The organism is Streptomyces sp. SAS_272 (assembly GCF_052543235.1).
Genome location: NZ_JBMNDR010000026.1, coordinates 24,539 through 46,896, shown reverse-complemented (window position 1 = coordinate 46,896; position 22,358 = coordinate 24,539). Strand labels below are relative to the sequence as shown.

The window sequence follows — 22,358 nt, the reverse complement described above, 5'->3', positions numbered from 1 at the left end:
CCGACCCGTGCGCCGGCGAGGGCCGGGCCGCGCCCGCCGCTCCGGCGAACCGCCGCGCGCCCCTTCGCGGCGTCAGGGCGGGCACACGGCGCCGTCTCCGCAAGGACCCGCACCGGCGCGCGCCGTGGCGGGCCGCAGTGGGACGCCGTTGTTCCGCAGCACATCGCGGACGTGCAGGATCAGCGGGAACACCTCCTGGTTGCGGTCCTCCCCCTGCTCGTCCCAGGCCCGCTGCTCGGCCTCGACGGCCATCCGGTCCTCGGCGAAGACCCGTTCGGTGAACCTTCTGATGAACGGCCAGGCGACGTGCAGGGCTCCCGGGATCGCCGGCTTCGCGATCATGAGCAGTCCGAAGGTGTGGTTGACGCGCTGCTCGGCGTCCTGCGGCACGTACGCGGCCCACAGGGAGAACGCCGGGAGCTCGGCCTTCTCCGGGACCGCCCGCAGCGTCTGGTACGGGTACTGGGTGCGCACGGTGATGACGTCGGGCGAGGAACCGCCGCCCAGTCCCTCGGCCGACAGCAGCGCCGCGCCCCGGTCCTTCCTTCCGCCCGCGGGAACGAACAGGTACCGCGCCTCCACGAAGTCCGGCCCCGTGTCGAACCCCAGCAGCTCGGGCCGGATCCTGCCGAGGACGCCCCGGTGCAGGAACTGGTGGTTCATGTCGAGCAGGTTCTCGTGCATGAACGAGTAGTGGCACCGCACGGTCCGCGAGAAGGTCATGGTCATGTGCCGGCCCGAACCGAACTCGGGCAGATCGGGCAGCGGCGTCGCGGCGGCCTTCTCCGGATTACCGGGAAAGACGAAGACGAGTCCGTAGGCCTCCCGGACCGGATAGGCGCGCACACCGCGCGGCGGGCGGCCCACGCCCTTGGGCAGATACGGGATCTGCGAGATGCGGCCGTTCCCCCGGTAGGCCCAGGCGTGGTAGCAGCAGCGCAGCACCTCGCCCTCCACCACGCCCATGCTCAGGGGCACCTGACGGTGGGCGCAGCGGTCCTCCAGGGCGAAGACCGTGCCGCCCTCGCCGCGGTACAGGGCGATCCGCTCCCCCGCGAACCGGGCGGCGAACGTCTTCTTCCTGGCCACGCTCCGGGACACCGCGACCGGATACCAGAAGTCCTGGTCGATCCCGCGGCGCCTGAGGTCGGGGACCGCTCCGTTCCTGTGCTCGAGCGACGGGTACGGACCGCTCGCGGATTCAGTCCCTTTCCTCGTTCGCGTTCCTCGTTCGCGTTCCTCGTTCGCGCCCGCCCCGGCACTCGGGCACTCGGGGCGGGCCCGTCCACCGGCGCTCAGAGGCCATACGTCCCACTCACGCGCCGAGGGTTCACGGCCCCCGCAGGCCACCACCTGGACGGCCGAGCGTGCCGGGCCCCCGCGAGGAGCCCGCCCGTGTGCGCCGGTGCAGTTCGACGGCCAGCGGTGCGGCGGTGAACATCGAGGACCAGGTGCCCACCACGAGGCCGATGAGCAGGGCGAGGGCGAAGTCGGTCAGGGTGTCGCCGCCGAGGACGGCCAGCGCGGTGAGGATGAAGGCGGCTCCCATGCCGGTGCTGACGGTCCGCGGCAGGGTCTGCAGCAGTGCCTGGTCGGCGATGCGGGCGAAGGGCGCCTTGCGGTCGCGGCGCCCGAGTTCCCTGATCCGGTCGAAGACCACGACGGAGTCGTTGACGGAGTAGCCGATGACGGTCAGCAGCGCCGCCAGGAAGACACCGTCGACGGGCTTGCCGAGCCAGGCGAAGACGCCGACGAGGATCACCACGTCATGGGCGAGCGCAGCGACCGCGGAGGTTCCCAGCAACCAGCGGAAGCGTGCCGCCAGGTACAGCAGCTGCGCGCCGAGGGCGACGCCGAGGGCGACGAGGGCGCCGCGGCGCAGCTCCTCGCCGAGGCTCGGCCCGATGGCTTCGTCACGGACCTTGTCGGCACGGCCCGCCAGGTCGGTGACGGCGTCGGTGAGCGATGCCGCCTGCGCTTCGCCGAGGTGGTGCGTACGGACGGTGAGCCGGTTCTCGCCGGAGGTCCGGACGACGGCGCGGGGGAATCCGGCGTCGGCGAGCGCGGCCCGGGCCCGGTCGGCGTCCACGGGCGTCGCCGTGGTGTATTCGACGACGCGACCGCCGGTGAACTCGACGCCGAGGTCGAGGCCGCGCACGGCGATCCCGGAGGCCGCCAGGACCAGGGCCGCGGCCGAGGCGGCCAGCCACCTGCGGGGGTGGCGCAGCAGGCTCGGGTTCGTGCGGGCGAGCCGCGCGCGGACGACGCCGGTGTGGGCGATGCCGGTCAGGTGGGGGCGGCGGCGCAGGCCGGGCCGGCCGACCGCGAGGTCGGCGAGGGCACGGGTGACGACCAGGGCGCTGATCATGGAGGCCAGGACGCCGATGCCCAGCGTGACCCCGAAGCCGCGCACGGGTCCGGAGGCGAAGAAGAACAGCAGGCCGGCGGCGATGAGAGTGGTGATGTTGGAGTCGGCGATCGCGCCGAAGGCCTTGCGGAACCCGACGGTCAGCGACGACCGGGGGGTGGGCCGGCGGCGGGAGGCGTACTCCTCGCGGGCGCGTTCGAAGACGAGCACGTTGGCGTCCACCGCCATGCCGACGGCCAGGACGAACCCGGCGAGTCCGGGCAGGGTGAGGGTGGCTCCGAGCGCGGCGAGGGCGGCGTAGGACATGAGGCCGTAGCAGGCGAGGGCCACCGTGGCGAGAAGGCCCATGATCCGGTAGACCGCGATGATGAACAGCGAGGTCGCGGCGGTGCCGACGACGGCAGCCCAGGCGCTGGCCTCGATGGCCCGCGCGCCGAGGGTGGGGCCGACGGTGCGCTGCTCGACGGTCTCGACCGGCACCGGCAGGGCGCCGCCGTTGATGAGCAGGGCCAGCTCCTTGGCCTCGGCGTCGTCGAAGGATCCGGTGATCTGGGTGGAACCGCCGCCGATGCCGGACCGGCACGCCACGGAGGGGTCGACCTGCGGCGAGGAGATGATCTTGTCGTCCAGGACGATGGCGACCCGGCGTGCCGGATCACCGGGCGGACGGCAGGCGGCCTCGCCGGTCAGCCGGGCCCAGTCCGGTCCGCCCGACCCCTTGAAGTCCACGGTGACGTGCCATCCTGCGCCGGTCTGCTGGTCGAAGCGGGCGGCTGCCTTCTTGACGTCCTTGCCGGTGAGCGCAGCGGCCCGGAGGCGCAGCGGAGTGCCGGACTCGTCGGCCGTCACCTGCTCGTGGGGCCGTTTCGGCAGCGGATTCGACGTGCCGTCGGCGTCTGCCGCCGTGCCCAGCACCTGGTGGAAGGAGAGCTGCGCGGTCCGGCCGAGCACGTCGGCGGCCTGGCGGGGGTCCTGCACGCCGGGCAGTTCGACGACGATCCGGTCGCTGCCGGAGCGGGCGATGGTGGGCTCGGCGACACCGAGCGCGTCGATCCGGCCGCGCAGCACCTCCACGGTGCGGTCCGTGGTCTCGCCGGCGTCGGCCGGGTCGGCGGGGCGGGTCTGGAGCACGATCTGGGTGCCGCCCCGCAGATCGAGTCCCAGGTGGACGGGCACGGTGAGCGCGACGTACAGCGACAGCGCGACGGCGGCGAGGGCGAGCAGCCCTCTGACGAGCGGGGAACGTTGCACAGCGGGCCTCCGGCAGGCACACCCCGGCCGCGACGGTGGCCGCGGCCGGGAAGGGAGAGGAAGAAAAGGGAAACGGACCTGGGGTCAGATGCCGGAGAGGGAAGGAGGCGCCCGCACCCCGTGACGATGTGCCGGTCGCTCCGGGGCCGGTGGGCCCGCCGTGGGCGCCGGGGTCCGCCCGGCGCGCAGCGGACCGCCCGTCGCTTCCCGGGGCGGGTGGGAGGCGGGGACCGGCAGGGTGTGACGCTCACCGGTGACGTCCCGGCCGCTCCGGACGGCAGCGGAGGGGACGGCGGGGTCCGTGTCCTGTGCGTGCGTCGCTCCGTGCGCCGCCGCAGCCCCGGCGGTGTGCGTCACCCCGCCCGGCGCCGGGACGCGGGCGTCGCCGAGGGCCGGCGCACCGGGCGGACCGAGGAGTACGAGCAGGACGGCGAGCACCACGGCGACCGCCAGGGCGGGCACGGCCGCCGGGATCCGGCCTTGCGCAGGCGGGACGGGGTGCGTGCGGCCTGTCATGCCCCGTCCCCCTTTCCGTGGTCGATATGGGTGTGCGCGCGGCAGTGCGGAGCCTGCGGGCCAAGGCGGGAGGGCGCCGGGCCGGGGACTCGATGAGGTGAGCGAAGCAGTCGGAGATGACGGGCGGAGATCGGAAGCGGTCAGGCCTCGATGAGGCCCGCACGGATCGCGTACCGGGTGAGCTCCAGCCGGTCCCGCAGCCCGAGCTTGTGCAGCAGGTTCGCCCGGTGCCGGTGGACGGTCTTGATGCTGATGAAGAGCATCTCGGCGATCTCCTTGGAGGAGTGGCCCTCGGCGACGAGCTTGAGGACCTCCTCCTCACGGGCGGTCAGCACCTGGTCGGGCGGCTCCTCGCCGTTGCGGACCCGGTCGAGGTAGTTGCGGATGAGCGCGGTGACCGCGCCCGGGTACAGGAAGGGCTCGTCGCGCATGGCGGCCCGGCACGCCGCCACCAGGTCGCGGTCGGCCACCGACTTCAGCACGTAGCCGCTGGCGCCCGCCTTGAGCGCCTGGAAGAAGTACTGCTCGTTGTCGTGCATCGTCAGCATCAGCACCCGTACTTCCGGCTTCAGCGCGACGAGTTCCCGGGTGGCCTGCAGGCCGGTCATCCGGGGCATGGCGATGTCCAGGACGGCGAGGTCGACCTCGTGGGCGCGGGCCAGGTCGATGGCCTCCGCCCCGTCCCCGGCCTCGGCGACGACCTCGAGGTCCGGCTCCCGGTCGAGGATGAGTCGCACGCCGCGGCGCACCAGCGCGTGGTCGTCGGCGAGGAGGATGCGGATCACGGAGGTGTCGGGCGCGCTCATGGCTGCTTCCTGAGAAGGGGCACGGTCAGTCGGACCTGGGTTCCCGCCTGTGGCCGGGAGGTGATGTCCAGCGTGGCCCCGATCAGCAGGGCCCGCTCGCGCATTCCACGCATTCCCGCTCCCTCGGGGGCCGCACCGGTTCCGCGGCCGTCGTCGGCGACGGCCAGGACCACCGCGTCGCCGGTGTGCTGCAGGCCGACCTCGACCTGCCCGGCCTCGGCGTGCCGGGCCGCGTTGGTCAGGGCTTCCTGGGCGACGCGGTACAGCACCAGTTCCGTCTGGTGGTCCAGCACCGGCAGGCCGGTGTCGAAGCGGCGTACCACGCGCAGTCCGACATGGGTGGCGAACTCCGTGGTGAGCGAGGTCAGCGCGCTGATCAGGCCGAGGTCGTCCAGGACGCCCGGCCGCAGCCGGCGCACGAGACGCCGCACCTCGTCCAGGCTCCCCCGGGTGATCTCCTGCATCTGCCGCAGTTCACCGCGCAGGGGCTCGTCCGCGTCGTCGGCGGTCCGCTCCAGCGCCAGCAGGATCGCGGTCATGCTCTGGCCCACCTCGTCGTGCAGTTCCTGGGCGATGCGGCGTCGCTCCGCCTCCTGCGCGAGCAGGACGCGGGCGCTGCTGGACGCCCTCTCGTGCTCGAGCCGCTCGAGCATGGCGTTGAAGGTAAGGATCAGTTCGGCGGTCTCCCCGCGGCCGCGTTCGGGCAGCCGCTGCCCGGGGCGCAGCAGGTCGACGGTGGCCATCAGCCGGGTGAGCCGGTCGAGCGGGGCCAGGCCGATCCGCAGCAGGGCGGCGTTGGCGACCAGCATGACGACCAGGCCGGCCACGAGGATGACCGCCTCGGTCAGCACCACCGGCACGGAGACGGTCACCGGGGCCCACAGCAGCAGCGCGGTGGCGCTGCCCAGCACCACCGCGTTGAGCGCGAAGATCCGCCAGAACAGGGACACCGTGACGACGCCTTCCTCTGCTGTGCCGTTGGGGACGGCGGTGTCTGCACCGCCGGTCCTGCCCAGCCTCCCCCCTGCCCGCTCCGCCGTCGATGGGCTCCGATGCCCATTTCCGTCGTCCGGCCCACCCATCGGGAGTGGGGCACGGGACCGGCCGGAGATGGGTACTGCGCCCGATGGGATTCCGGCGGCCGATCGGCCACGGTGGGAATCAGCACCCGCCGGCCACCCGTGACCTCGGCCCCTGCCCGCCCGACCCGCTCCGTTCCTCGAACCGATCCTCCGCCCGTACCGCTCCCGCTGCCCGGCGCGACGCGCATCGCCCCGCCCGACGCACGCTCCCCGCCCTGCCCCGCCCCGCCCCGCGCACGCTTCCCGCCCTCGCCTCGCCCCGCCTCGCCGAAAGAAGGAACCGCCATGTCGCTCGACGCGCCCCGGACCGACGCCCGCCCCGAACGGCTGACGGCGCACGAGGCCCGCCAGCGCCTCGAACACGAACGCGCCTCCCGCCTCGCCCAGTTGAAGGCCATCGACGAGGCCGGCCCCGACACGGCGGAACAGGTGATGTCCGCACAGAAGGACACCGTCCGGCGTGTGCTCGTCGAGGTCGAGGCCGCGTTCGTCCGCGTCCGGGACGGCAGCTACGGCGTCTGCCGGGGCTGCTCCGGGTTCATCCCCGTCGAGCGCCTCGAGATCCTGCCCTACACCCGCTTCTGCGTGCCCTGCCGGCATGACGCCGTCTGACCGGCGACCGTCCGCCTTTCCCTTCCCTTCCCTCCCCTCCCCTCCCTCTCCCGCCCTGCCTTGTCCAAGGGGTGATTCGGTGAACCACCAGATCATCGACGACCGCAGCCCGACGGCCCTGTCCGCCGAGGATCTCGCCGCACTGCGCGAGAACCTGCACGAGCAGCGCCTGTTCCGCCGGGAGCAGCTGTTGCAGCTCTCCTCCGCCGCCACGACCCGCACGGACGCGGTCCTCGACCGGCGGGCCGCCTCCCAGATCGAGGTCCGTGTGAAGCTCGCCGCCTCCGCCCGCATGGTCCTCACCGACGTGGAAGCCGCCCTCGCACGGATGGACGAGGGCCGCTACGGCGCCTGCCACCGGTGCCGGGGGCCCATCGCCCGGGAACACCTGATGATCGTGCCGCAGGCCCGCTGCTGCACCCGCTGCCGTCACGTCGGGGAGGCCGGAAGGTGAACACCGTTCCTGTTCCCGGTCCCGTGACCGCCCGGCGCCGCCCGTGGCCCCGGTGCCGGCAGTGCTGGGGCATCGCCCTCGACCTGGGCAGCGCCCGCACCCGCGCCTGGACCTCCGGCGGGCGAATGATCATCGACGTCCCCACGGTCACCTTCCACGGCGCAGGCGCCACGTATCCCGTCCGGCGCGGCGCCATCGTCGACACCCTCGGGGCCGCCCGCATGCTCGACCGGCTGCTCGGCCACTGCCTGCCCCGCTTCGGCCGGCCGCTGGTCATCCTGGCCACGCCCGTGCTGGGCGGCATGGCCTACCGGACCGAGGCCCGTACCGCGGTAGAGGTCCTGCGACCCCGTACGTTCCTGACCGTCCCGACCGCACGCGCCGTGGCCGTGGCCGCGGACGCCGACCTGAGCCGGCCGTTGCTCGTCGTGGAGATCGGCGCCCAGCTGACCGAGGTCACGCTCCTCACCGACGGCGCGGTGACCGACGCCCGGCACACCGCGCTGGGCACCGGCGACCTGGACCGTCTCACCCCGCCCGCGCGAGTCACCGAGGCGGTCGCCGCCATGGTGACCGCGATGCTGGACCAGGACCGCACCTCCCAGACGCGCGACGCCCTCCGGCACGGCGCGCTCCTCGCCGGCGGGGGTGCGCTGCGCCCGGACCTCGCCTACCGCCTCACCGACCGGCTGCATGCGCCCGTCCAGCCCGTCCCCGCGCCCCATACGGCCGCGGTGCGGGGCGCCGCGACTCTCCTGCGAGCCGCCCACGCCCACCCGGCCGGTCGCTGACCGCGGCCGTGCGGACACGAGGAACTGGGGACGGGGGACGGGCACAGGGAACAGGGGTGGGGGATGCGGGCGGGAATGCCGGCGGGGAGGGGAACGGAGACGGGCGGGAACGGGACGCGCATAGTAGCCATGTAAACTAAGGCCATGAGCAAGGGTTCCGAAGGGGCCACGCCCGGTTACCTGGTGTGGCGTCTGTCGACGAAGTGGCGCGTGGCGGTCGACCGGGCCCTGGCCCCGCTGGAACTCACCCACGCGCAGTACTCGTTGGTCGCGTCGCTGTACGGGATGCAGCGCGACGGCGAGCGCCCCAGTCAGCGCAGACTCGCCGACCACACCGGCCTGGAGCCTCTCTACGTCTCCAAGCTAGCCCGCGCCCTGGAGTCCGCCGGGCTGATCGAACGCGCCCGGGACCCCCGCGACCCGCGCGCCGTGCAACTGTCCCTCACCGGACGCGGACGAGACGTCACCCTGCGGGCGATCACGGTCGTCCAGGGGCTGCTGGAGCGGCTGCTGGAGCCGCTCGGCGGTCTGGACGGCGCCCGTACGCGGGCGTTCACCGAAGAGCTGACGACCCTCCTCGACGTCCCGCTCGGGCCCGAGGAGGGCCCGCCGGAGCCGTCGTGACGCGGCGCGGACCCCGCCGCCGCCACCGCGCCGCGTAGTGGAATATTCAACTACGTGGTCCGGTTGACGGCTCCGAAGGAGGTCAGCAGTGGACATGAGGTACGAGAGGGCACACGGCGGGACCGAGGAGTACTACTCCCACGGGACGCCGGCCGAACGCTGGGAGCGGGCGCAGCTGTTCTTCGGGGCGCGGGAGTACACCGCCGCGACCCGGGTGCTGGCCGGCCTGGTCGAGGAGACGCCGGAGCAGACCGGTCCGCGCCTGCTGCTGGCCCGCGCCTACTACCACTCGGCCCAACTGAGGCGCGCCGAGACCGAGTTGAGGATCATCGTCGAACGCGACCCGGTCGAGCACTACGCCCGGCTGATGCTGGGCCGCACCCTGGAGCGGCAGGGTCGGCACACGGAGGCCGGACCGCACCTGCGGATCGCCTCCGCGCTGACCGGCGACTTCCCGCAGGACTGACGGCCCGTCCGCCCGCCGCCCGCCACGCCGGCCCTGCCGGGCGGCCGGGCGGCCGGGCGGTCCCGAGGCGAGCGGCCCGGCGGTGACGACCGGTCGCCTCCGGCCGCTCACCCCGTCCGCGACGGCTCAGGCGGCCGACGTCGCCCGCCTGCGCCGGTGCGCGATCTCGCCGACGACGACGTCCACCACGAGGAACCCGGCGAGCGGGATGCCGAGCAGCGGGACGAAGTAGCCGACCACGGCGACCGCCGCCATCAGCGGGACCAGGACGTACGGCGGAACCTGCGCCCAGGCGCCGCGCGGGATCGGCCGGCCGAAGGCGCCGCCCCGGCCACGCTGCCACCACATGCGGTAACCCCACACGATCAGCAGGATCAGAGCGAGCGCCAGAAGCATCAGCGCGATCTGGTTGGCCAGGCCGAACAGGACGCCGGTGTGCAGGTCGATGCCGTACCGGGTCAGCTTGGCCAGCAGCGGGTGGTCGGCGAACCGCAGGGTGTCGGTGACTTTCCCGGAGGCCGGGTCCACCGCGACCGCGTCCTGCTTCTCGGGCCAGCTGCGCTGCACCTGCTTGACGACATAGGCGGACGAGGCGTCGGCGGGCGGGACGATCTCGACCGGGTCGCCGAGACCCTCGGCGCGCGCGGCGGCCAGGACCTTGTCGAGACCCACGCCGTGCTCGGCGTCGCCGCCCGCCCCGGAGGCCGCGTCGTGACCGGCGTGGTCGCCGCCGCTCGCGGCCGCCGACACCGACGGGGTGGCCTGGCCGAGCGAGGTGCGCAGCTCGTCGATGTGGGCGCCCGCGTACGTCGACCAGGTCAGACCGGTCGCGGACAGGAAGAAGAAGCCGGCCGCCGCCCAGACGCCGACCGTGCCGTGCAGGCCGAGCGTGCGGCGCCGCCCGGTGACCCCGCGGACCTTGCGCTGCGCGCGCCGGCGGGAGAACCACAGCGCGACTCCACCGCCCGCGATCACCCACAGCCAGCTCGCGGCGAGTTCGCTGTAGAGGCGGCCGTTCTCACCGAGGTGCAGATCGCGGTGGAACTCGTCGATCCAGGTGCGCAGCGGCAGCGCGCCCGTAGAGCCGTACTGCTCCAGCGCGCCGCGCACCTCGCCCGTGTACGGGTCGACGAACACCGCGAGGGTGTGGGTGGCGCCGACCCCCTCGACGCCGGACAGCATCACGCGGGTGGAGGCGTCGTCCTCGGGAGAGGGACGCACCGCCGAGACGGTTCCCTCCGGGTGTGCCTTGCGGGCGGCGTCGACCTGCTGGGATATCGGCAGCTTCGCCTCGCCGACGGGCACCGTCGTCTCGTGCGCGTACAGGAGCTTCTCGGCCTGGAACGAGGCGGCGTACAGAAGCCCGGTGACGGCGGCGACCAGCAGGAAGGGCGCCACGAACACGCCGGCGTAGAAGTGCAGACGCAGGACCAGGGGGCGCAGCGCGGCCCACGGACCGCGGGGCTTCGGCTCGGCGGCAGCCGGCTGCGGGGCCTCTTCCGCGGTGAGGGAGGGAGCGGTGGACATCGGCGGCTTCTCCGGGGACAGGGGAGCGAACGGGGCGGGGGCGTGCAACGGAGCGGAACGGGGGCTGTTCTCAGCCACGTGTTCCAGTAGTCGGGAGGCGGCGCCTCCGAGTTCCCGCCACTTCGAGTGACCTGCGTCACGTCGAGTGCGGCCGTGGCATGCTGGCGCGATGGCATCTCCCCCTCCCCTCGCCCCCCTTGCCGAACGGATCGAGGAACTCCTCTCGCCCGGCGGCCCGTTGCCCCTCGTCCTGGCCGGAGACCCCGTTCTGCGGGCGGGCACGGCGCGTTACGAGGGTCAGCTCGACCCGGCGCTGCTGGCCCGCTTCGTCGAGGCGCTGCGCCGAACGATGCACGCGGCGCCCGGCGTCGGTCTCGCCGCGCCGCAGGTCGGCGTGGAACTGCGGATCGCGGTCGTGGAAGACCCGGCGACGGTGCCGCAGGAGGTGCGGCAGGCCCGCGGCAGGGTGCCCCAGCCGTTCCGGGTACTGGTCAACCCGTCGTACGAACCGGTGGGTTCGGCCCGGGCCGCGTTCTTCGAGGGCTGTCTGAGCGTGCCGGGCTACCAGGCGGTGGTGGCCCGGCACGCAGAGGTCCGGCTGACCGGCGAGGACGAGCACGGCAGGCCGCTGGACGAGGTGTTCGCCGGCTGGCCCGCCCGGATCGTCCAGCACGAGACGGACCACCTGGACGGGCTGCTCTACCTCGACCGGGCCGAACCGCGCTCGCTGGCCGCGGACCGCAACGTCCTGGAGCGGTGGGCGCAGCCGACCCCGGCCGAGGCGGCGCGGGCGCTGGACTTCGAGCTGCCGTAGGTCAGTTGTCCCGGTACGCCTCCAGCAGGCGCAACCACACCTCGCTGATCGTCGGGTAGGACGGGACGGCGTGCCACAGCCGGGCGATCGGCACCTGGCCGACGACGGCGACGGTCGCGGAGTGGATCAGCTCACCGACGCCGGGACCGACGAAGGTGACCCCGCGCAGGATCTCCCGCTCCAGGTCGACGACCATCCTGGCGCGGCCCCGGTAGCCCTCGGCGTACAGTCCGGCTCCCGCCACCGACGACATGTCGACGTCGACGGCCCGCACCCGGTGTCCGGCCCGCTCGGCCTCCGCGAGCGACAGGCCGACCGAGGCCGCCTCCGGGTCGGTGAAGACGACCTGCGGGACGGACTCGTGGTCGGCGGTGGCGGCGTGGGCGCCCCACGGGCCGTTCTGCGCCGGGGATGTTCCGGCGGCACGGGCGGCGATGGCCGCTCCCGCGATCCTGGCCTGGTACTTGCCCTGGTGGGTGAGCAGGGCACGGTGGTTGACGTCGCCCACCCCGTAGAGCCAGTCGGTGCCGGTGACGCGCAGGCTGTCGTCGACCCCGAGCCAGGAGCCGGGTTCCAGGCCGACCGTCTCGAGGCCGATGTCGTCGGTGCGCGGGGCGCGGCCGACGGCGAACAGGATCTCGTCGGCCTCGATGCGCTCCCCGGTGTCGGTGACGACCACGACGACGCCGTCCGTACGGGTCACCGACGCCACCGAGGTGCCGGTGCGCACGTCCGCGCCGGCCTCGGTCAGCGCCTCGGCGACGAGTGCGCCGGCGAACGGCTCCATGCGGTCGAGCAGGCCCTTGCCCCGCACCAGGAGGGTGACCTGCGAGCCGAGGGCCTGCCAGGCGGTGGCCATCTCGGTGGCGACGACTCCCCCGCCGACCACGACGAGCCGGCCGGGCGCGGCCTGGGCGCCGGTGGCCTCCCGGCTCGTCCAGGGCCGGACCTCGGCGAGGCCGGGCAGGTCCGGCAGGGCGGCTCGGGTGCCGGTGGCGACGACGACCGCGTGGCGGGCCGTGAGCACGGTGTCCCCCACCGTCACGGTGCGCGGGCCGGTCAGTCTGCCGTGGCCGCGGTGGAGGTCGGCGCCGATGCTCTTGAGCCAGTCGGCCTGACCGTCGTCCGTCCAGTCGCCGGTGTACCAGTTGCGGCGGGCGAGGACCGCCTCGGCGTCCAGGGGTCCCTGGACGGCCTGGCGCAGGCCGGGCAGCCGGCGGGCGTCGGCGCGGGCGATGACCGGGCGCAGCAGGGCCTTGCTGGGCATGCAGGCCCAGTACGAGCACTCGCCGCCGACGAGCTCGCTCTCCACGACCGCGGTGGTGAGGCCGGCCGCGCGGGTGCGGTCGGCGACGTTCTCCCCCACGGGCCCGGCCCCGAGCACAACGACGTCGTAAGCGTTGGTTTCCGATTCCGTCATGGGGTCAGTCTGGTGGGTGGTGTGCGGGGTGGCCACACGGGTAGGGGCGCGGAATACGCGTCCGGCCGCCGGCGTTGTCACGGGCGGCTTCACCCCATGTCGGGACACACCCGACGGGAACTCCGGGAAGAGGGAATCAGGTCATGAGCAGCACCGTGGAGCTCACCAAGGAGAACTTCGACCAGACGGTCACCGACAACGACTTCGTCCTGATCGACTTCTGGGCGTCCTGGTGCGGGCCGTGCCGTCAGTTCGCCCCGGTCTACGACAAGGCCGCCGAGGCGAACCCCGACCTGGTGTTCGGCAAGGTGGACACCGAGGCCCAGCCGGAGCTGGCCGAGGCCTTCGGCATCCAGTCGATCCCGACGCTGATGATCGTGCGCGACCGGGTCGCCGTGTTCGCCCAGCCCGGCGCGCTGCCCGAGGCCGCCCTGACGGACGTCATCGGACGGGCGCGGGGGCTGGACATGGACGAGGTGCGCAGGTCCATCGAGGAGGAGCAGGCCAAGAGCGGGGCCGGTGACTCCCCGGCGGCCCAGGGCGAGTAGGCCCCCGGCGAGCAGTCCCCCCGGCGAGCGGCGAGCTTCTAGAACGGGTACGGCGCCACGTCGGCCCGCACCGTCGTCCACCGGACGTCGGTGAAGGCCTCCAGGTTGGCCTCGCCGCCGAACCGGGCGCCGGTGCCCGAGGCGGCCACTCCGCCGAAGGGCGCCACGGCCTCGTCGTTCACGGTCTGGTCGTTGATGTGCACGATGCCGGTCGGAACGCGCTCGGCCAGCTCGAGGCCGCGGGCGGCGTCACGGGTGACGATGCCGAGCGAGAGCCCGTAGGAGCCGCGCGCGGCCAGTGCCGCCGCCTCGTCCGGTGTGGTGAAGGGACGTACGGGCGCCACCGGGCCGAAGACCTCCTCCGCGTAGGCGGGGGTGTCGTCGTCGACGCCCGCGAGGACCGTCGGCCGGTAGAAGCGGTCCTGGTGCGTGCCGCCCGCGGCGAGCTTCGCCCCGGCCGCGGTGCTGGCCTCCACCAGGCCGTGCACCTTGGCGAGCTGGCCGTCGTCGATGAGCGGGCCGAGGTGCACCTGGGCGCGGTGCGGGTCGCCGACGGCGAGCGCGTCCGCCTTCGCCGCGAGTCGTTCCACGTACTCCTCGTAGAGGGAGGCGTGCACCAGGTGGCGGCCGGTGGTCATGCAGATCTGGCCCTGGTGGAAGAACGAGCCCCAGGCGGCCGTGGAGATCACCGCGTCGAGGTCGGCGTCCTCCAGCACGATCAGGGCGGAGTTGCCGCCGAGTTCGAGGTGCGCGCGCTTGAGGTGACGTCCGGCCGCCTCTCCGACGGCCCGGCCGGCCGCGGTGGAGCCGGTGAACGAGATGACCGGCACGCGCGGGTCGGCGACCAGGGCCTCGCCGGTCTCGGCGCCGCCCGGGAGGATGTGCAGCAGGTCCTCGGGCAGTCCCGCCTGCGCGAACACCGCGGCCAGCGACAGCCCGCCGCAGACGGCGGTGCGCGGGTCCGGCTTGAGGACGACGGCGTTGCCGAGCGCGAGGGCGGGCGCGACGGAGCGGATGGACAGGATCAGCGGGGCGTTGAAGGGGGAGATCACGCCCACGACGCCGACGGGGACCCGCCGGGTGTACGACAGCCGGGGCGCCTCGCTGGGCAGGACCTGGCCGGCCGGGCGGGAGGCGAGGGCTGCGGCCTCGTAGCACTCCTGGGCCGCGACGTGCAGCTCGAAGTCGGCCTTGCCCGCGATGGAGCCCGACTCGCGGACGATCCACTCGCGCAGCTCCTCGGCGTGCGCGGCGAACAGGTCGCCTGCGCGGCGCAGGACTGCGGCGCGGACGAAGTGCGGGGCGCGCGCCCACTCGGTCTGCGCGGCGCGGGCCGCCTCGGCGGCCGGCGCGACGTCCGCGCCGGCTGCCAGGACGACCGTGCCCAGCTGCTCGCCGGTGGCGGGTTCGGTGACGGTGTACCGCGGCCCCGAGAGGGTGCGGGGCTGCCAGTTGGTGGGGTCGAGCAACGGCATGGGGGCTCTCCGATCGGTGACCCGCGGGCTTCGCCGCTCTCACGGGGAGAGGGGAAGTCCCGTGTAGTTCGCCGCCAGTTCGGCGGCCGCGTGGCGGGATGCGGTGATCCGGCGCAGCCGGGCGAGCTGCATCCGGTGGTCGAACGCATCCCCATCTGGTTGAGCGTGCAACATCCTAGTCATGTCGTAGGAGAACCGGGTGGCCTGCCACACACGTCGCAGGCACAGATCCGAGTACCCGTCCAGGAGTCGCGTCGACCCCCGGTCGCGCTGTTCGGCGAAGGCCCTGGCCAGGATCCGGACGTCCGAGACGGCGAGGTTGAGTCCCTTCGCGCCGGTGGGCGGCACGATGTGGGCGGCGTCGCCGGCCAGCAGCAGCCGGCCGTGCCGCATCGGCTCGTGGACGAGACTGCGCATCTCCGTCACGGAGCCGGCGGTGATCGGGCCGCGACGCAGCGTCCAGTCGGCGTCGACCTCGAAGCGCGCGGCGAGTTCGTCCCAGATCCGCTCGTCGGGCCAGTCCCGCAGGCTCGTGCCGCGGGGGACCTGGAGGTAGAGCCGGGAGACCTGCGGCGAGCGCATGCTGTGCAGGGCGAAGCCCCGTGCGTGGCGTGCGTAGATCAACTCGTCGCAGGAGGGCGGCACTTCGGCGGTGACGCCGAGCCAGGAGTACGGGTAGTCGTGGGCGTAGGTGCGACCGGCGGCCGCCGGGAAGGCTTTCCGGGCGACGCCGTGCGAGCCGTCGCAGCCCGCCACCCACGCGCAGTGCAGGGTCCGCTCCCGGCCTTCGTGCCGGAACCGCACGAAGGGCGCCGCGCTCTCCGGCCGCTCGACGGCGAGCGCCTCCGCCTCGAACAACAGGGGCGGCCCGTCGGCCAGTTGAAGCGCGATGAGATCCTTCACGATCTCCGTCTGGGCATAGATCGTGACCGTGCGGCCACCGGTGAGGGCGGGGAAGTCGAGGCGATGCCGTTCGCCGTCGAAGCGCAGCTCGATGCCGTGGTGCACCATGCCCTCGGCGTCCAGCCGGTCGGCGGCGCCGGCCGCGCGCAGCGCGTCGACCGTGCCCTGCTCCAGCATTCCGGCGCGCTGGCGCCCCTCCGCATGGGCACGCGTCCTGCTCTCCAGCACGACACAGGCGATTCCCGCCCGGTGCAGCAGACGGGCGAGCAGCAGCCCCGCCGGGCCGCCGCCGATGATGCCGACCGTGGTGCGCATCGCATGCCTCCCCCTGGACGGTAGTTCAGCTGGAGTCGCGGTGCACCACGGCGACCGTGAACAACGCGTGCGACTCGGGAGCCGCCGAGGGGTTGCGGACCGCCCGGTCCACCAGTGAGGCGAGGTCGCGGCCGGAGGGCAGCGTGATCCCCACGGTGCTGAGCCGCGGCCGCAGCAGCCGGCCGAGCAGCAGGTCGTCGGCCCCGATGACGGCCACGTCCTCGGGAATGCGCAGGCCGGCGTCCCGCAGGGCGCGCAACAGCAGCATGGCGTACTCGTCGTTGTAGGCGAACACGGCGTCGAGACCGAGGCCGCGCCAGCGCGCGGCGAGGGCGGCCGCGGACTCCTCCGTGTAGGCGAGGGGCAGCTCGGTGACGGTGGCGTCGGCGCCCTGCAGGGCGTCACGGGCGCCGGCGAGGCGGGGCGCGGAGAACAGCTCCATGCCGCGCTCCTCGGGGACCACCACCCCGATCCGGCGGCGCCCGCGGGCGTGGAGGTGGCCGGCGGCGCCCCGGCCGACGTCGGCCTGGTCCAGCAGCATCGCGTGGGCGCCCTCGACGGCCTCGGGGCCGAGGGTCACCACGGCCCGGGCGCCGGACCGCTTGAGGATCGCCACCCCTTCGGGCCCGATGCCGGTGCCGGGCACCAGCACGGCGACGGGTCTCAGCTCGGCCCACACGCGGGCGGCGTCGTCATCGCTCACGCCGCTCGCGCCGTACTGGACGACCGTGTAGTCGAGGCGGCTCATCGCCCCCTGGAAGTCGTGCACGAAGCGGCTGTAGAGCGGCCCCGCCGGCACCGGCAGGGTGGGCATCAGGACCATCCGACTGTGTCCGGCGCGCAGGGTGCGGGCGGCCGCGTGCGGCACGTACCCGAGTTCCTTCGCGGCCTCGCGGACCCGGCGGCGGGTGGGCTCGCTGATGCGTACAGCGCTGGTGTTGTTCAGGACGTAGGAGACGGTCGCGCGCGAGACTCCGGCCAGGCGGGCCACGTCGGCGCTCGTGGGCACGGGGCGCGGCGCCGGCGGCATCGTCGGCGCGGGCGTGTTCGGTATCTGCACCATGACGTATCGCATCTTGGCAGAAGCCGCGAGCCGGGTCCCGGGCGGGGGACGCCGAATCCGACGATCCGTCGACGAACACGGTCGTGACGGGTCGTCGGCACCCGCCACGAGGCGCCGTTGCTCCCGCCGTTCCCACCGTTCCCGCCGCTCCCGCCGTTCCCCGGCTCCCGCTCGGCGCGGCGACCGCGGCGCGGTCCGCCGACCGTGGCGCCGGGCGGTTCCCGGACGACGCACGGCAGGCCGTGGCCGGCCTCTGCACGACCCGGTCCCGAACCGGCGCGTCAGGCGGCGTCCGCTCCGCGGCGCCCGCCCGTGACCCGGTCCACCAGGTCGCTCCAGCCCGCCTCCAGACGCTCCGGCGGCATGCCGCACTGGCGGGTGAGGTGGTGGACGAGGACGGGGTCGAGGTACCCCATCAGCGTGTGGGCGAGGAGTTCGCCGTCGGCGTCGGGCAGTGCCTGCCGCAGCAGCAGCGCGAGGTGATGGTGGTGCACCCGGCGCACCGGGACCGAGTGCCGGCGGTCCGGCCCGGGCTCGGCCGCGAGCTGCAGATCCAGCTGGTCGACCGACCGCGCGAGAAGCGCGAGACCGAACGCCCGCAGCCGCTCCACCGGCGGCGCGCCCGGCCCCAGCGGCGCGGGGCCGCTCAGGAAGGCCGCCTGGAACTGCTTCTCCGAGTGGTCCAGGAGGGCGTTCAGCAGACCGGTGCGGTCACCGAAGCGGCGGAAGACGGTCCCCTTGCCGACGTTCGCCGCGCTCGCCACCGCCTCCATGGTGACCCCGGCCGCGCCGTGCTCGGCGATCAGACGGGCGGCGGCGTCCAGCAGCCTGGCCCGGTTGCGGGCCGCGTCGGCGCGCAGACACGGCTCGTCGCCCGCCGGGCCGAGTTGCAGCAGTTCCGGCTCGGCGGCGCTCTCCTCGGACGCGGGAAACGGAGGCAGCACGGCGGACATGAAGCCAGCGTAAAGCATCAGGAATGAAACTGGACCGCGGTCCGTTTAGAGTGCTAGAACATTAAACGGACCCCGGTCCGGATTCTTGCCGCACTGTTCTTTTCAGCCTCTGGGAGTACCCATGTCTGTCCGCATCCTCGCGCTCGTCGGCAGCCTTCGCGCCGGCTCGACCAACCGCCAGCTCGCCGAGGCGGCCGTCAAGGTCGCTCCCGAGGGCGCCGAGGTCGACCTGTTCGAAGGCCTGGCCGAGATCCCGTTCTACAACGAGGACCTCGACGTCGAAGGCAGCGTGCCGGCCGCCGCCGCCCGGCTGCGCGAGGCCGCTCTGGCCGCCGACGCCTTCCTGCTCTTCTCCCCCGAGTACAACGGCACGATCCCGGCCGTCCTGAAGAACGCCATCGACTGGCTGTCGCGCCCCTACGGCGCCGGCGCGTTCGGCGGCAAGCCGGTGGCCGTGGTCGGCACCGCGTTCGGCCAGTTCGGCGGCGTATGGGCGCAGGACGAGGCCCGCAAGGCCGTGGGCATCGCCGGCGGCAAGGTCATCGAGGACCTCAAGCTCTCCATCCCGGGCTCGCTGACCCGCTTCGCCGAGACCCACCCGGTCGACGACGCCGAGGTCGCCGCCCAGCTGACCGAGGTCGTCGCCCGTCTGCACGGTCACGCGGGCGAGGCCGCCGCCGCCTGACGCCTGGCGGCGCGCCGCCCTCCGGCAGCGGCCCCGACCGGCGGCACGGGACGGGAACGGCCGGCGGCGGATGAGCACACCCGAGGGGCCCGGAATCCGTTCCGGGCCCCTTCGGCGTGCGCGCGCTTCCTGGCCGGGTGAGAGGAGCGGCGAATGTCGGTCAAGCCGCAGACCGCGGGCCGTCCCGTCTGATAGGGCTGGGGAGATGAGCACCCTTTATCGACGACTGCTCGATCTGATGCCGCGCATCGGCGTCCAGGTGACCGACCTCGGGCCGGGGAAGGCGGTGGTCTCCCGACGCGGCGGCCCGTACCGGGTGACCGGCGCCGGCAAGGACACCTGGGTCCTGCGGCCGACCGGCGACGCGGCCCGCTCCGAGGCCGGCGAGGACGAGGCCGTGCGGCTGGGCGACACCGGCGCCGTGCTACTCATGGACCCCTCGGCCCGCCGGGACGAGCGCGCGACGCAGTTGGCGGCCGCCGCGTACCTCTGCACCCAGCATGTCGCCGCGATGCTCGACCTCTACGGCGTCAACTGCGTGTTCGACGTCGGCGCCAACAACGGCCAGTACGCCAAGGGGCTGCGCAAGGCCGGATACACGGGGCGGATCGTGTCGTTCGAGCCCACGTCGGCGACGTTCGCCCGGCTGGAGAAGGCGGCCGAGCACGATCCGCAGTGGCAGGTGCACCGGTGCGGTCTGGGCCGCGAGGAGACGACCGCGCGGATCCACACCGGCTGGAAGACCATGAACTCCCTGCTGCCGGCCAGCGAGTACGGCAAGGGGCGCTACAGCCGCTTCGCGAAGGACGACACGGAGGAGATCCGCGTCCGCCGGCTGGACGAGGTCATGGACGAGGCGCTGGCCGGCCTCGCCGACCCGCGTCCCTACCTGAAGATGGACACCCAGGGCTATGACCTCGAGGTGTTCGGCGGTGCCGGGGAGCGGATCGCGGAGTTCGTCGGGATGCAGTCCGAGGTGGCCGTGCTGAAGCTGTACGAGGGCAGTCCCGGCATGGGCGAGGCCGTCGCGCGCTACGAGGCGGCCGGGTTCGGCATCACCGGCATGTATCCCGTGACGCGTGAGGCGACGACCGGGCGGGTGATCGAGTTCGACTGCGTGCTGATGCGCGCCGCCGCGGCGCCCACCGCCTAGGGGTATCGATCACGAGCGTCGTCGACACCGGCGCGTCCTGAACATGGCGAAGACCTCCGATGCGGTGAAGTCGTCCGGGAACACACCGCGCGGAGGTCTTCGCGCCCCCTGAGCAGACCGTCTCGAGGGGGCCGCGCCCCGTATCCGTCACACCGGGGACGTGTCCGGTGCGGCCTCCTCCCGCCGCCCCGCCGCCCGCAGGCTGGTGAAGGTCGTCACGGCGAGGACGAGCACGATGAAGCCGAGCGAGAACGGGATGCCGATCTCGGGCACGTGCACCCCGGACTCGTGCAGCGCGTGCAGCAGCAGCTTGACGCCGATGAAGCCGAGGATGATCGACAGGCCGTAGCTGAGGTGGACCAGCTTCTTCAGCAGACCGCCGATGAGGAAGTACAGCTGCCGCAGACCCATCAGCGCGAAGGCGTTGGCGGTGAAGACGATGTACGGGTCCTCGGTCAGCCCGTAGATCGCCGGGATCTAGTCGAGCGCGAAGAGCACGTCCGTGGAGCCGATCGCCAGCATCACGACCAGCATCGGGGTCATGACCCGCTTGCCGTTCTGCTCGATCCACAGCTTCGTGCCGTGGTAGCGGTCCGCCACGCCGAAGCGCCTCTCCACGGCCTTGAGCAGCTTGTTCTCCTCGAACTCCTCCTCGTGCGCGCCCTTCCTGGCGTCCTGGATCAGTTTCCAGGCCGTCCAGATCAGGAAGGCGCCGAAGAGGTAGAAGACCCAGGAGAACGTCGAGATGATCGCCGCGCCGGCCGCGATGAACATAGCGCGCAGCACGAGGGCCACCAGCACGCCCACCATGAGGACCCGCTGCTGGTACTGCGAGGGCACCGCGAACTTGCCCATGATCAGGACGAACACGAAGAGGTTGTCCACGCTCAGCGACTTCTCGGTGATGTACCCGGCGAAGAACTCCCCCGTCGGCCTGCCGCCGCCGAAGACGAACACGCCGAGACCGAACAGGCAGGCCAGCACGACCCAGACGACGGTCCAGGTCCCGGCCTCCTTGACCGAGACGTCGTGCGGCTTGCGGCCGATGAAGAAGTCGACGGCGACGAGCGCGCACAGCGCCACGACGGTCGACAGCCAGACGGAGAGCGAGACGTTCACGGGTGAATACTCCTGGTACCGGTGGGGGGGGTGAAAATCGTTGTCGTATAAGCGGCCGAATGTCCACCCCTCGCAGATGAACGGAAGGTCACGTCCTGGTGCGGCGCGGGTGGCAGCCGGGTGCCACCCGCCGAACGGCGGGCAGGTTCCGCCGAACGGCGGCGCTCCCCCGGGGCGCGGGTGCGCAGATCATGGCCGCAGGAGCCGCCCTGTCGAGGAGACGCCATGACATCCGCCCCACCGCCGTTCGACCCGGAACTCGCCGCCGCCCTGGAACTGATCAAGGACATGATCCAGCCGGGTCTGGCCATGGAGGACATCGAGGCCGTCCGCCAGGGCCCGGCCATGGCGATGCTGTCCCAGCTGGACCTGACGGCGGGCGGCGTCCTCGAGGTCGAGGACCGCACCGTGCCGGGCCCCGAGGGCTCCCCGGAGATCTCCCTGCTGATCTGCCGCCCCGCCGCGCCGGCCCCCGACCGGCCGCGTCCCGTCGTCTACCACGTGCACGGCGGCGGCATGGTCCTCGGCAACAACCGGGCCGGCGTGGACGTGGTGCTGGACTGGGCGCGGGCCCTGGACCTGGTCGTGGTGTCGGTGGAGTACCGCCTCGCGCCCGAGCACCCGCACCCGGCCCCCGTCGAGGACGTGTACGCCGGGCTGCTGTGGACGGCGGAGCACGCCAAGGAGCTGGGCGCGGACCCCGACCGCATCGTGATCGCCGGTGCCAGCGCGGGCGGCGGGCTGACCGCCGCGCTGGCCCTGCTGCTGCGCGACCGCGGCGGCCCGCGGCCGATCGGCCAGCTGCTGATGTGCCCGATGCTGGACGACCGCAACGAGACCGTCTCCTCCCACCAGATGGCGGGCCTCGGCGTATGGGACCGCACAGCGAACGACACCGGCTGGACGGCGCTGCTCGGGGCGGGCCGCGGCGGCCCGGACGTGTCGCCGTACGCGGCGCCCGCCCGTGCCGAGGACCTGTCCGGGCTGCCGCCCGCCTTCCTCGACGTGGGCTCCGCCGAGACCTTCCGGGACGAGGTCGTCGACTACGCCTCCCGGCTCTGGCAGGCCGGCGGGGCCGCCGAACTGCATGTGTGGCCGGGCGGCTTCCACGGCTTCGACGGTTTCGCGCCGCAGGCCACGCTGTCGAAGTCGGCCCGGGCGGCCCATCTGGACTGGCTGCGCAGGCTGCTCGCCGAGTAGCCGGAGCGGGGCCTCGGCTCTCCTCACCGAGGGGCATATGGCGCATGATGACCGTATGAAAGAGCTGGCCGGGCGCCTGACGGCACTGGATCCGGACGCCGGCGCCGCCGTGCGCGTCATCGCCTACTTCGACCGGCTGACGGAGGGCCGTGCCGGGGTCGAGGCGCTGGTGCGCGGTGCCGCGGTGCTCGCCGGGGTGCCGGCGCGGCTCGT

Annotated in this window: 21 protein-coding genes and 2 pseudogenes; 11 read left to right on the top strand and 12 right to left on the bottom strand. The window is 73.4% G+C overall.

All coding sequences use genetic code 11. From position 1 onward, the window contains the following. Nucleotides 1-72: 72 nt before the first annotated feature. The 5 genes from ACN6LD_RS17135 to ACN6LD_RS17115 all read right to left on the bottom strand — a co-directional run bounded on the left by ACN6LD_RS17135 (nt 73) and on the right by ACN6LD_RS17115 (nt 5,891). On the bottom strand, nt 73-1,089 hold the full coding sequence (locus tag ACN6LD_RS17135; protein WP_445043609.1) for a Rieske 2Fe-2S domain-containing protein: 1,017 nt from the start codon (nt 1,087-1,089) through the stop codon (nt 73-75). Between the two features lie 241 nt (nt 1,090-1,330). Further along, nucleotides 1,331-3,619, bottom strand: coding sequence for a protein translocase subunit SecD (gene secD, locus ACN6LD_RS17130; RefSeq protein WP_445043608.1), 2,289 nt, complete (start codon nt 3,617-3,619; stop codon nt 1,331-1,333). A gap of 84 nt (nt 3,620-3,703) precedes the next feature. Next, nucleotides 3,704-4,135, bottom strand: a complete 432-nt coding sequence (locus ACN6LD_RS17125; RefSeq protein ID WP_319195223.1) for a hypothetical protein — start codon at nt 4,133-4,135, stop codon at nt 3,704-3,706. A gap of 140 nt (nt 4,136-4,275) precedes the next feature. Next, nucleotides 4,276-4,941 carry a response regulator transcription factor gene (locus ACN6LD_RS17120; RefSeq protein ID WP_319195222.1) on the bottom strand — a complete coding sequence of 222 codons (666 nt, stop codon included), beginning with the start codon at nt 4,939-4,941 and terminating at the stop codon, nt 4,276-4,278. Next, nucleotides 4,938-5,891 (bottom strand): HAMP domain-containing sensor histidine kinase, encoded by a 954-nt coding sequence (locus ACN6LD_RS17115; RefSeq protein ID WP_445043607.1) that lies wholly within the window; start codon nt 5,889-5,891, stop codon nt 4,938-4,940. Before ACN6LD_RS17115 ends, ACN6LD_RS17120 begins: the two co-directional genes overlap by 4 nt. Before the next feature lie 417 nt (nt 5,892-6,308). Between ACN6LD_RS17115 and ACN6LD_RS17110 the strand changes: the two genes are divergently transcribed. The 5 genes from ACN6LD_RS17110 to ACN6LD_RS17090 all read left to right on the top strand — a co-directional run bounded on the left by ACN6LD_RS17110 (nt 6,309) and on the right by ACN6LD_RS17090 (nt 8,970). Beyond that, nucleotides 6,309-6,635: a TraR/DksA family transcriptional regulator gene (locus ACN6LD_RS17110; RefSeq protein ID WP_319198462.1), complete on the top strand. Its 327-nt coding sequence runs from the start codon at nt 6,309-6,311 to the stop codon at nt 6,633-6,635. A 79-nt stretch (nt 6,636-6,714) separates the two neighbouring features. Next, entirely contained in the window at nt 6,715-7,089 is a 375-nt protein-coding gene (locus ACN6LD_RS17105) for a TraR/DksA family transcriptional regulator (protein ID WP_445043606.1), read from the top strand. Next, complete coding sequence (locus ACN6LD_RS17100) at nt 7,086-7,880, top strand: hypothetical protein (protein WP_445043605.1); 795 nt, start codon at nt 7,086-7,088, stop codon at nt 7,878-7,880. Before ACN6LD_RS17105 ends, ACN6LD_RS17100 begins: the two co-directional genes overlap by 4 nt. 144 nt (nt 7,881-8,024) lie before the next feature. Next, nucleotides 8,025-8,504, top strand: coding sequence for a MarR family winged helix-turn-helix transcriptional regulator (locus ACN6LD_RS17095; protein WP_445043604.1), 480 nt, complete (start codon nt 8,025-8,027; stop codon nt 8,502-8,504). 94 nt (nt 8,505-8,598) lie between these two features. Beyond that, nucleotides 8,599-8,970, top strand: coding sequence for a tetratricopeptide repeat protein (locus tag ACN6LD_RS17090; RefSeq protein WP_445043603.1), 372 nt, complete (start codon nt 8,599-8,601; stop codon nt 8,968-8,970). Between the two features lie 126 nt (nt 8,971-9,096). Here the strand turns inward: ACN6LD_RS17090 and ACN6LD_RS17085 are convergent, their stop codons facing one another. Further along, the gene (locus ACN6LD_RS17085; RefSeq protein ID WP_445043602.1) at nt 9,097-10,497 is read right to left on the bottom strand and encodes a PepSY-associated TM helix domain-containing protein; all 1,401 of its coding nucleotides are present in this window, start codon (nt 10,495-10,497) and stop codon (nt 9,097-9,099) included. Between the two features lie 169 nt (nt 10,498-10,666). Between ACN6LD_RS17085 and ACN6LD_RS17080 the strand changes: the two genes are divergently transcribed. Then, complete coding sequence (locus ACN6LD_RS17080) at nt 10,667-11,311, top strand: peptide deformylase (protein ID WP_319194460.1); 645 nt, start codon at nt 10,667-10,669, stop codon at nt 11,309-11,311. Nucleotide 11,312: 1 nt separating this feature from the next. On the opposite strand, the gene ACN6LD_RS17075 is transcribed toward ACN6LD_RS17080, so the two are convergent. After that, nucleotides 11,313-12,731 (bottom strand): dihydrolipoyl dehydrogenase family protein, encoded by a 1,419-nt coding sequence (locus tag ACN6LD_RS17075; protein ID WP_319194462.1) that lies wholly within the window; start codon nt 12,729-12,731, stop codon nt 11,313-11,315. A 143-nt stretch (nt 12,732-12,874) separates the two neighbouring features. On the opposite strand from ACN6LD_RS17075, the gene trxA reads away from it, so the two are divergent. Then, nucleotides 12,875-13,279 (top strand): thioredoxin, encoded by a 405-nt coding sequence (gene trxA / locus ACN6LD_RS17070; RefSeq protein WP_319194464.1) that lies wholly within the window; start codon nt 12,875-12,877, stop codon nt 13,277-13,279. Nucleotides 13,280-13,317: 38 nt separating this feature from the next. On the opposite strand, the gene ACN6LD_RS17065 is transcribed toward trxA, so the two are convergent. The 4 genes from ACN6LD_RS17065 to ACN6LD_RS17050 form a co-directional block, all read right to left on the bottom strand. Next, complete coding sequence (locus ACN6LD_RS17065; protein ID WP_445043601.1) at nt 13,318-14,754, bottom strand: aldehyde dehydrogenase family protein; 1,437 nt, start codon at nt 14,752-14,754, stop codon at nt 13,318-13,320. 39 nt (nt 14,755-14,793) lie between these two features. Beyond that, nucleotides 14,794-15,972 (bottom strand): 4-hydroxybenzoate 3-monooxygenase, encoded by a 1,179-nt coding sequence (locus tag ACN6LD_RS17060; RefSeq protein ID WP_445043600.1) that lies wholly within the window; start codon nt 15,970-15,972, stop codon nt 14,794-14,796. A gap of 25 nt (nt 15,973-15,997) precedes the next feature. Then, nucleotides 15,998-17,047 carry a LacI family DNA-binding transcriptional regulator gene (locus ACN6LD_RS17055; protein ID WP_445043599.1) on the bottom strand — a complete coding sequence of 350 codons (1,050 nt, stop codon included), beginning with the start codon at nt 17,045-17,047 and terminating at the stop codon, nt 15,998-16,000. A gap of 269 nt (nt 17,048-17,316) precedes the next feature. Beyond that, complete coding sequence (locus ACN6LD_RS17050) at nt 17,317-18,006, bottom strand: TetR/AcrR family transcriptional regulator (RefSeq protein ID WP_319194472.1); 690 nt, start codon at nt 18,004-18,006, stop codon at nt 17,317-17,319. A gap of 103 nt (nt 18,007-18,109) precedes the next feature. On the opposite strand from ACN6LD_RS17050, the gene ACN6LD_RS17045 reads away from it, so the two are divergent. After that, a complete protein-coding gene (locus ACN6LD_RS17045) occupies nt 18,110-18,673 on the top strand; it encodes an NAD(P)H-dependent oxidoreductase (RefSeq protein WP_319194474.1) in 564 nt (187 codons plus the stop codon). Nucleotides 18,674-18,878: 205 nt separating this feature from the next. Next, complete coding sequence (locus ACN6LD_RS17040) at nt 18,879-19,826, top strand: FkbM family methyltransferase (RefSeq protein ID WP_445043598.1); 948 nt, start codon at nt 18,879-18,881, stop codon at nt 19,824-19,826. Nucleotides 19,827-19,973: 147 nt separating this feature from the next. Here the strand turns inward: ACN6LD_RS17040 and ACN6LD_RS17035 are convergent. Beyond that, nucleotides 19,974-20,945 (bottom strand): annotated as a pseudogene (locus ACN6LD_RS17035) (TerC family protein). A 225-nt stretch (nt 20,946-21,170) separates the two neighbouring features. Here ACN6LD_RS17035 and ACN6LD_RS17030 point away from each other — a divergent pair. Together ACN6LD_RS17030 and ACN6LD_RS17025 are read left to right on the top strand one after the other, a co-directional pair. Next, nucleotides 21,171-22,145, top strand: coding sequence for an alpha/beta hydrolase (locus ACN6LD_RS17030; RefSeq protein ID WP_445043597.1), 975 nt, complete (start codon nt 21,171-21,173; stop codon nt 22,143-22,145). Nucleotides 22,146-22,200: 55 nt separating this feature from the next. Then, a pseudogene (locus ACN6LD_RS17025) lies at nt 22,201-22,358 on the top strand (PucR family transcriptional regulator); the annotation flags it as partial.

Bases quoted from the DNA above. Each gene is read 5' to 3' on its own strand.
- ACN6LD_RS17125 (WP_319195223.1), bottom strand. From the start codon at position 4,135: ATGACAGGCCGCACGCACCCCGTCCCGCCTGCGCAAGGCCGGATCCCG.
- ACN6LD_RS17120 (WP_319195222.1), bottom strand. From the start codon at position 4,941: ATGAGCGCGCCCGACACCTCCGTGATCCGCATCCTCCTCGCCGACGAC.
- ACN6LD_RS17110 (WP_319198462.1), top strand. From the start codon at position 6,309: ATGTCGCTCGACGCGCCCCGGACCGACGCCCGCCCCGAACGGCTGACG.
- ACN6LD_RS17095 (WP_445043604.1), top strand. From the start codon at position 8,025: ATGAGCAAGGGTTCCGAAGGGGCCACGCCCGGTTACCTGGTGTGGCGT.
- ACN6LD_RS17090 (WP_445043603.1), top strand. From the start codon at position 8,599: ATGAGGTACGAGAGGGCACACGGCGGGACCGAGGAGTACTACTCCCAC.
- ACN6LD_RS17085 (WP_445043602.1), bottom strand. From the start codon at position 10,497: ATGTCCACCGCTCCCTCCCTCACCGCGGAAGAGGCCCCGCAGCCGGCT.
- ACN6LD_RS17080 (WP_319194460.1), top strand. From the start codon at position 10,667: ATGGCATCTCCCCCTCCCCTCGCCCCCCTTGCCGAACGGATCGAGGAA.
- ACN6LD_RS17075 (WP_319194462.1), bottom strand. From the start codon at position 12,731: ATGACGGAATCGGAAACCAACGCTTACGACGTCGTTGTGCTCGGGGCC.
- trxA (WP_319194464.1), top strand. From the start codon at position 12,875: ATGAGCAGCACCGTGGAGCTCACCAAGGAGAACTTCGACCAGACGGTC.
- ACN6LD_RS17065 (WP_445043601.1), bottom strand. From the start codon at position 14,754: ATGCCGTTGCTCGACCCCACCAACTGGCAGCCCCGCACCCTCTCGGGG.
- ACN6LD_RS17060 (WP_445043600.1), bottom strand. From the start codon at position 15,972: ATGCGCACCACGGTCGGCATCATCGGCGGCGGCCCGGCGGGGCTGCTG.
- ACN6LD_RS17055 (WP_445043599.1), bottom strand. From the start codon at position 17,047: ATGCGATACGTCATGGTGCAGATACCGAACACGCCCGCGCCGACGATG.
- ACN6LD_RS17050 (WP_319194472.1), bottom strand. From the start codon at position 18,006: ATGCTTTACGCTGGCTTCATGTCCGCCGTGCTGCCTCCGTTTCCCGCG.
- ACN6LD_RS17045 (WP_319194474.1), top strand. From the start codon at position 18,110: ATGTCTGTCCGCATCCTCGCGCTCGTCGGCAGCCTTCGCGCCGGCTCG.
- ACN6LD_RS17040 (WP_445043598.1), top strand. From the start codon at position 18,879: ATGAGCACCCTTTATCGACGACTGCTCGATCTGATGCCGCGCATCGGC.
- ACN6LD_RS17030 (WP_445043597.1), top strand. From the start codon at position 21,171: ATGACATCCGCCCCACCGCCGTTCGACCCGGAACTCGCCGCCGCCCTG.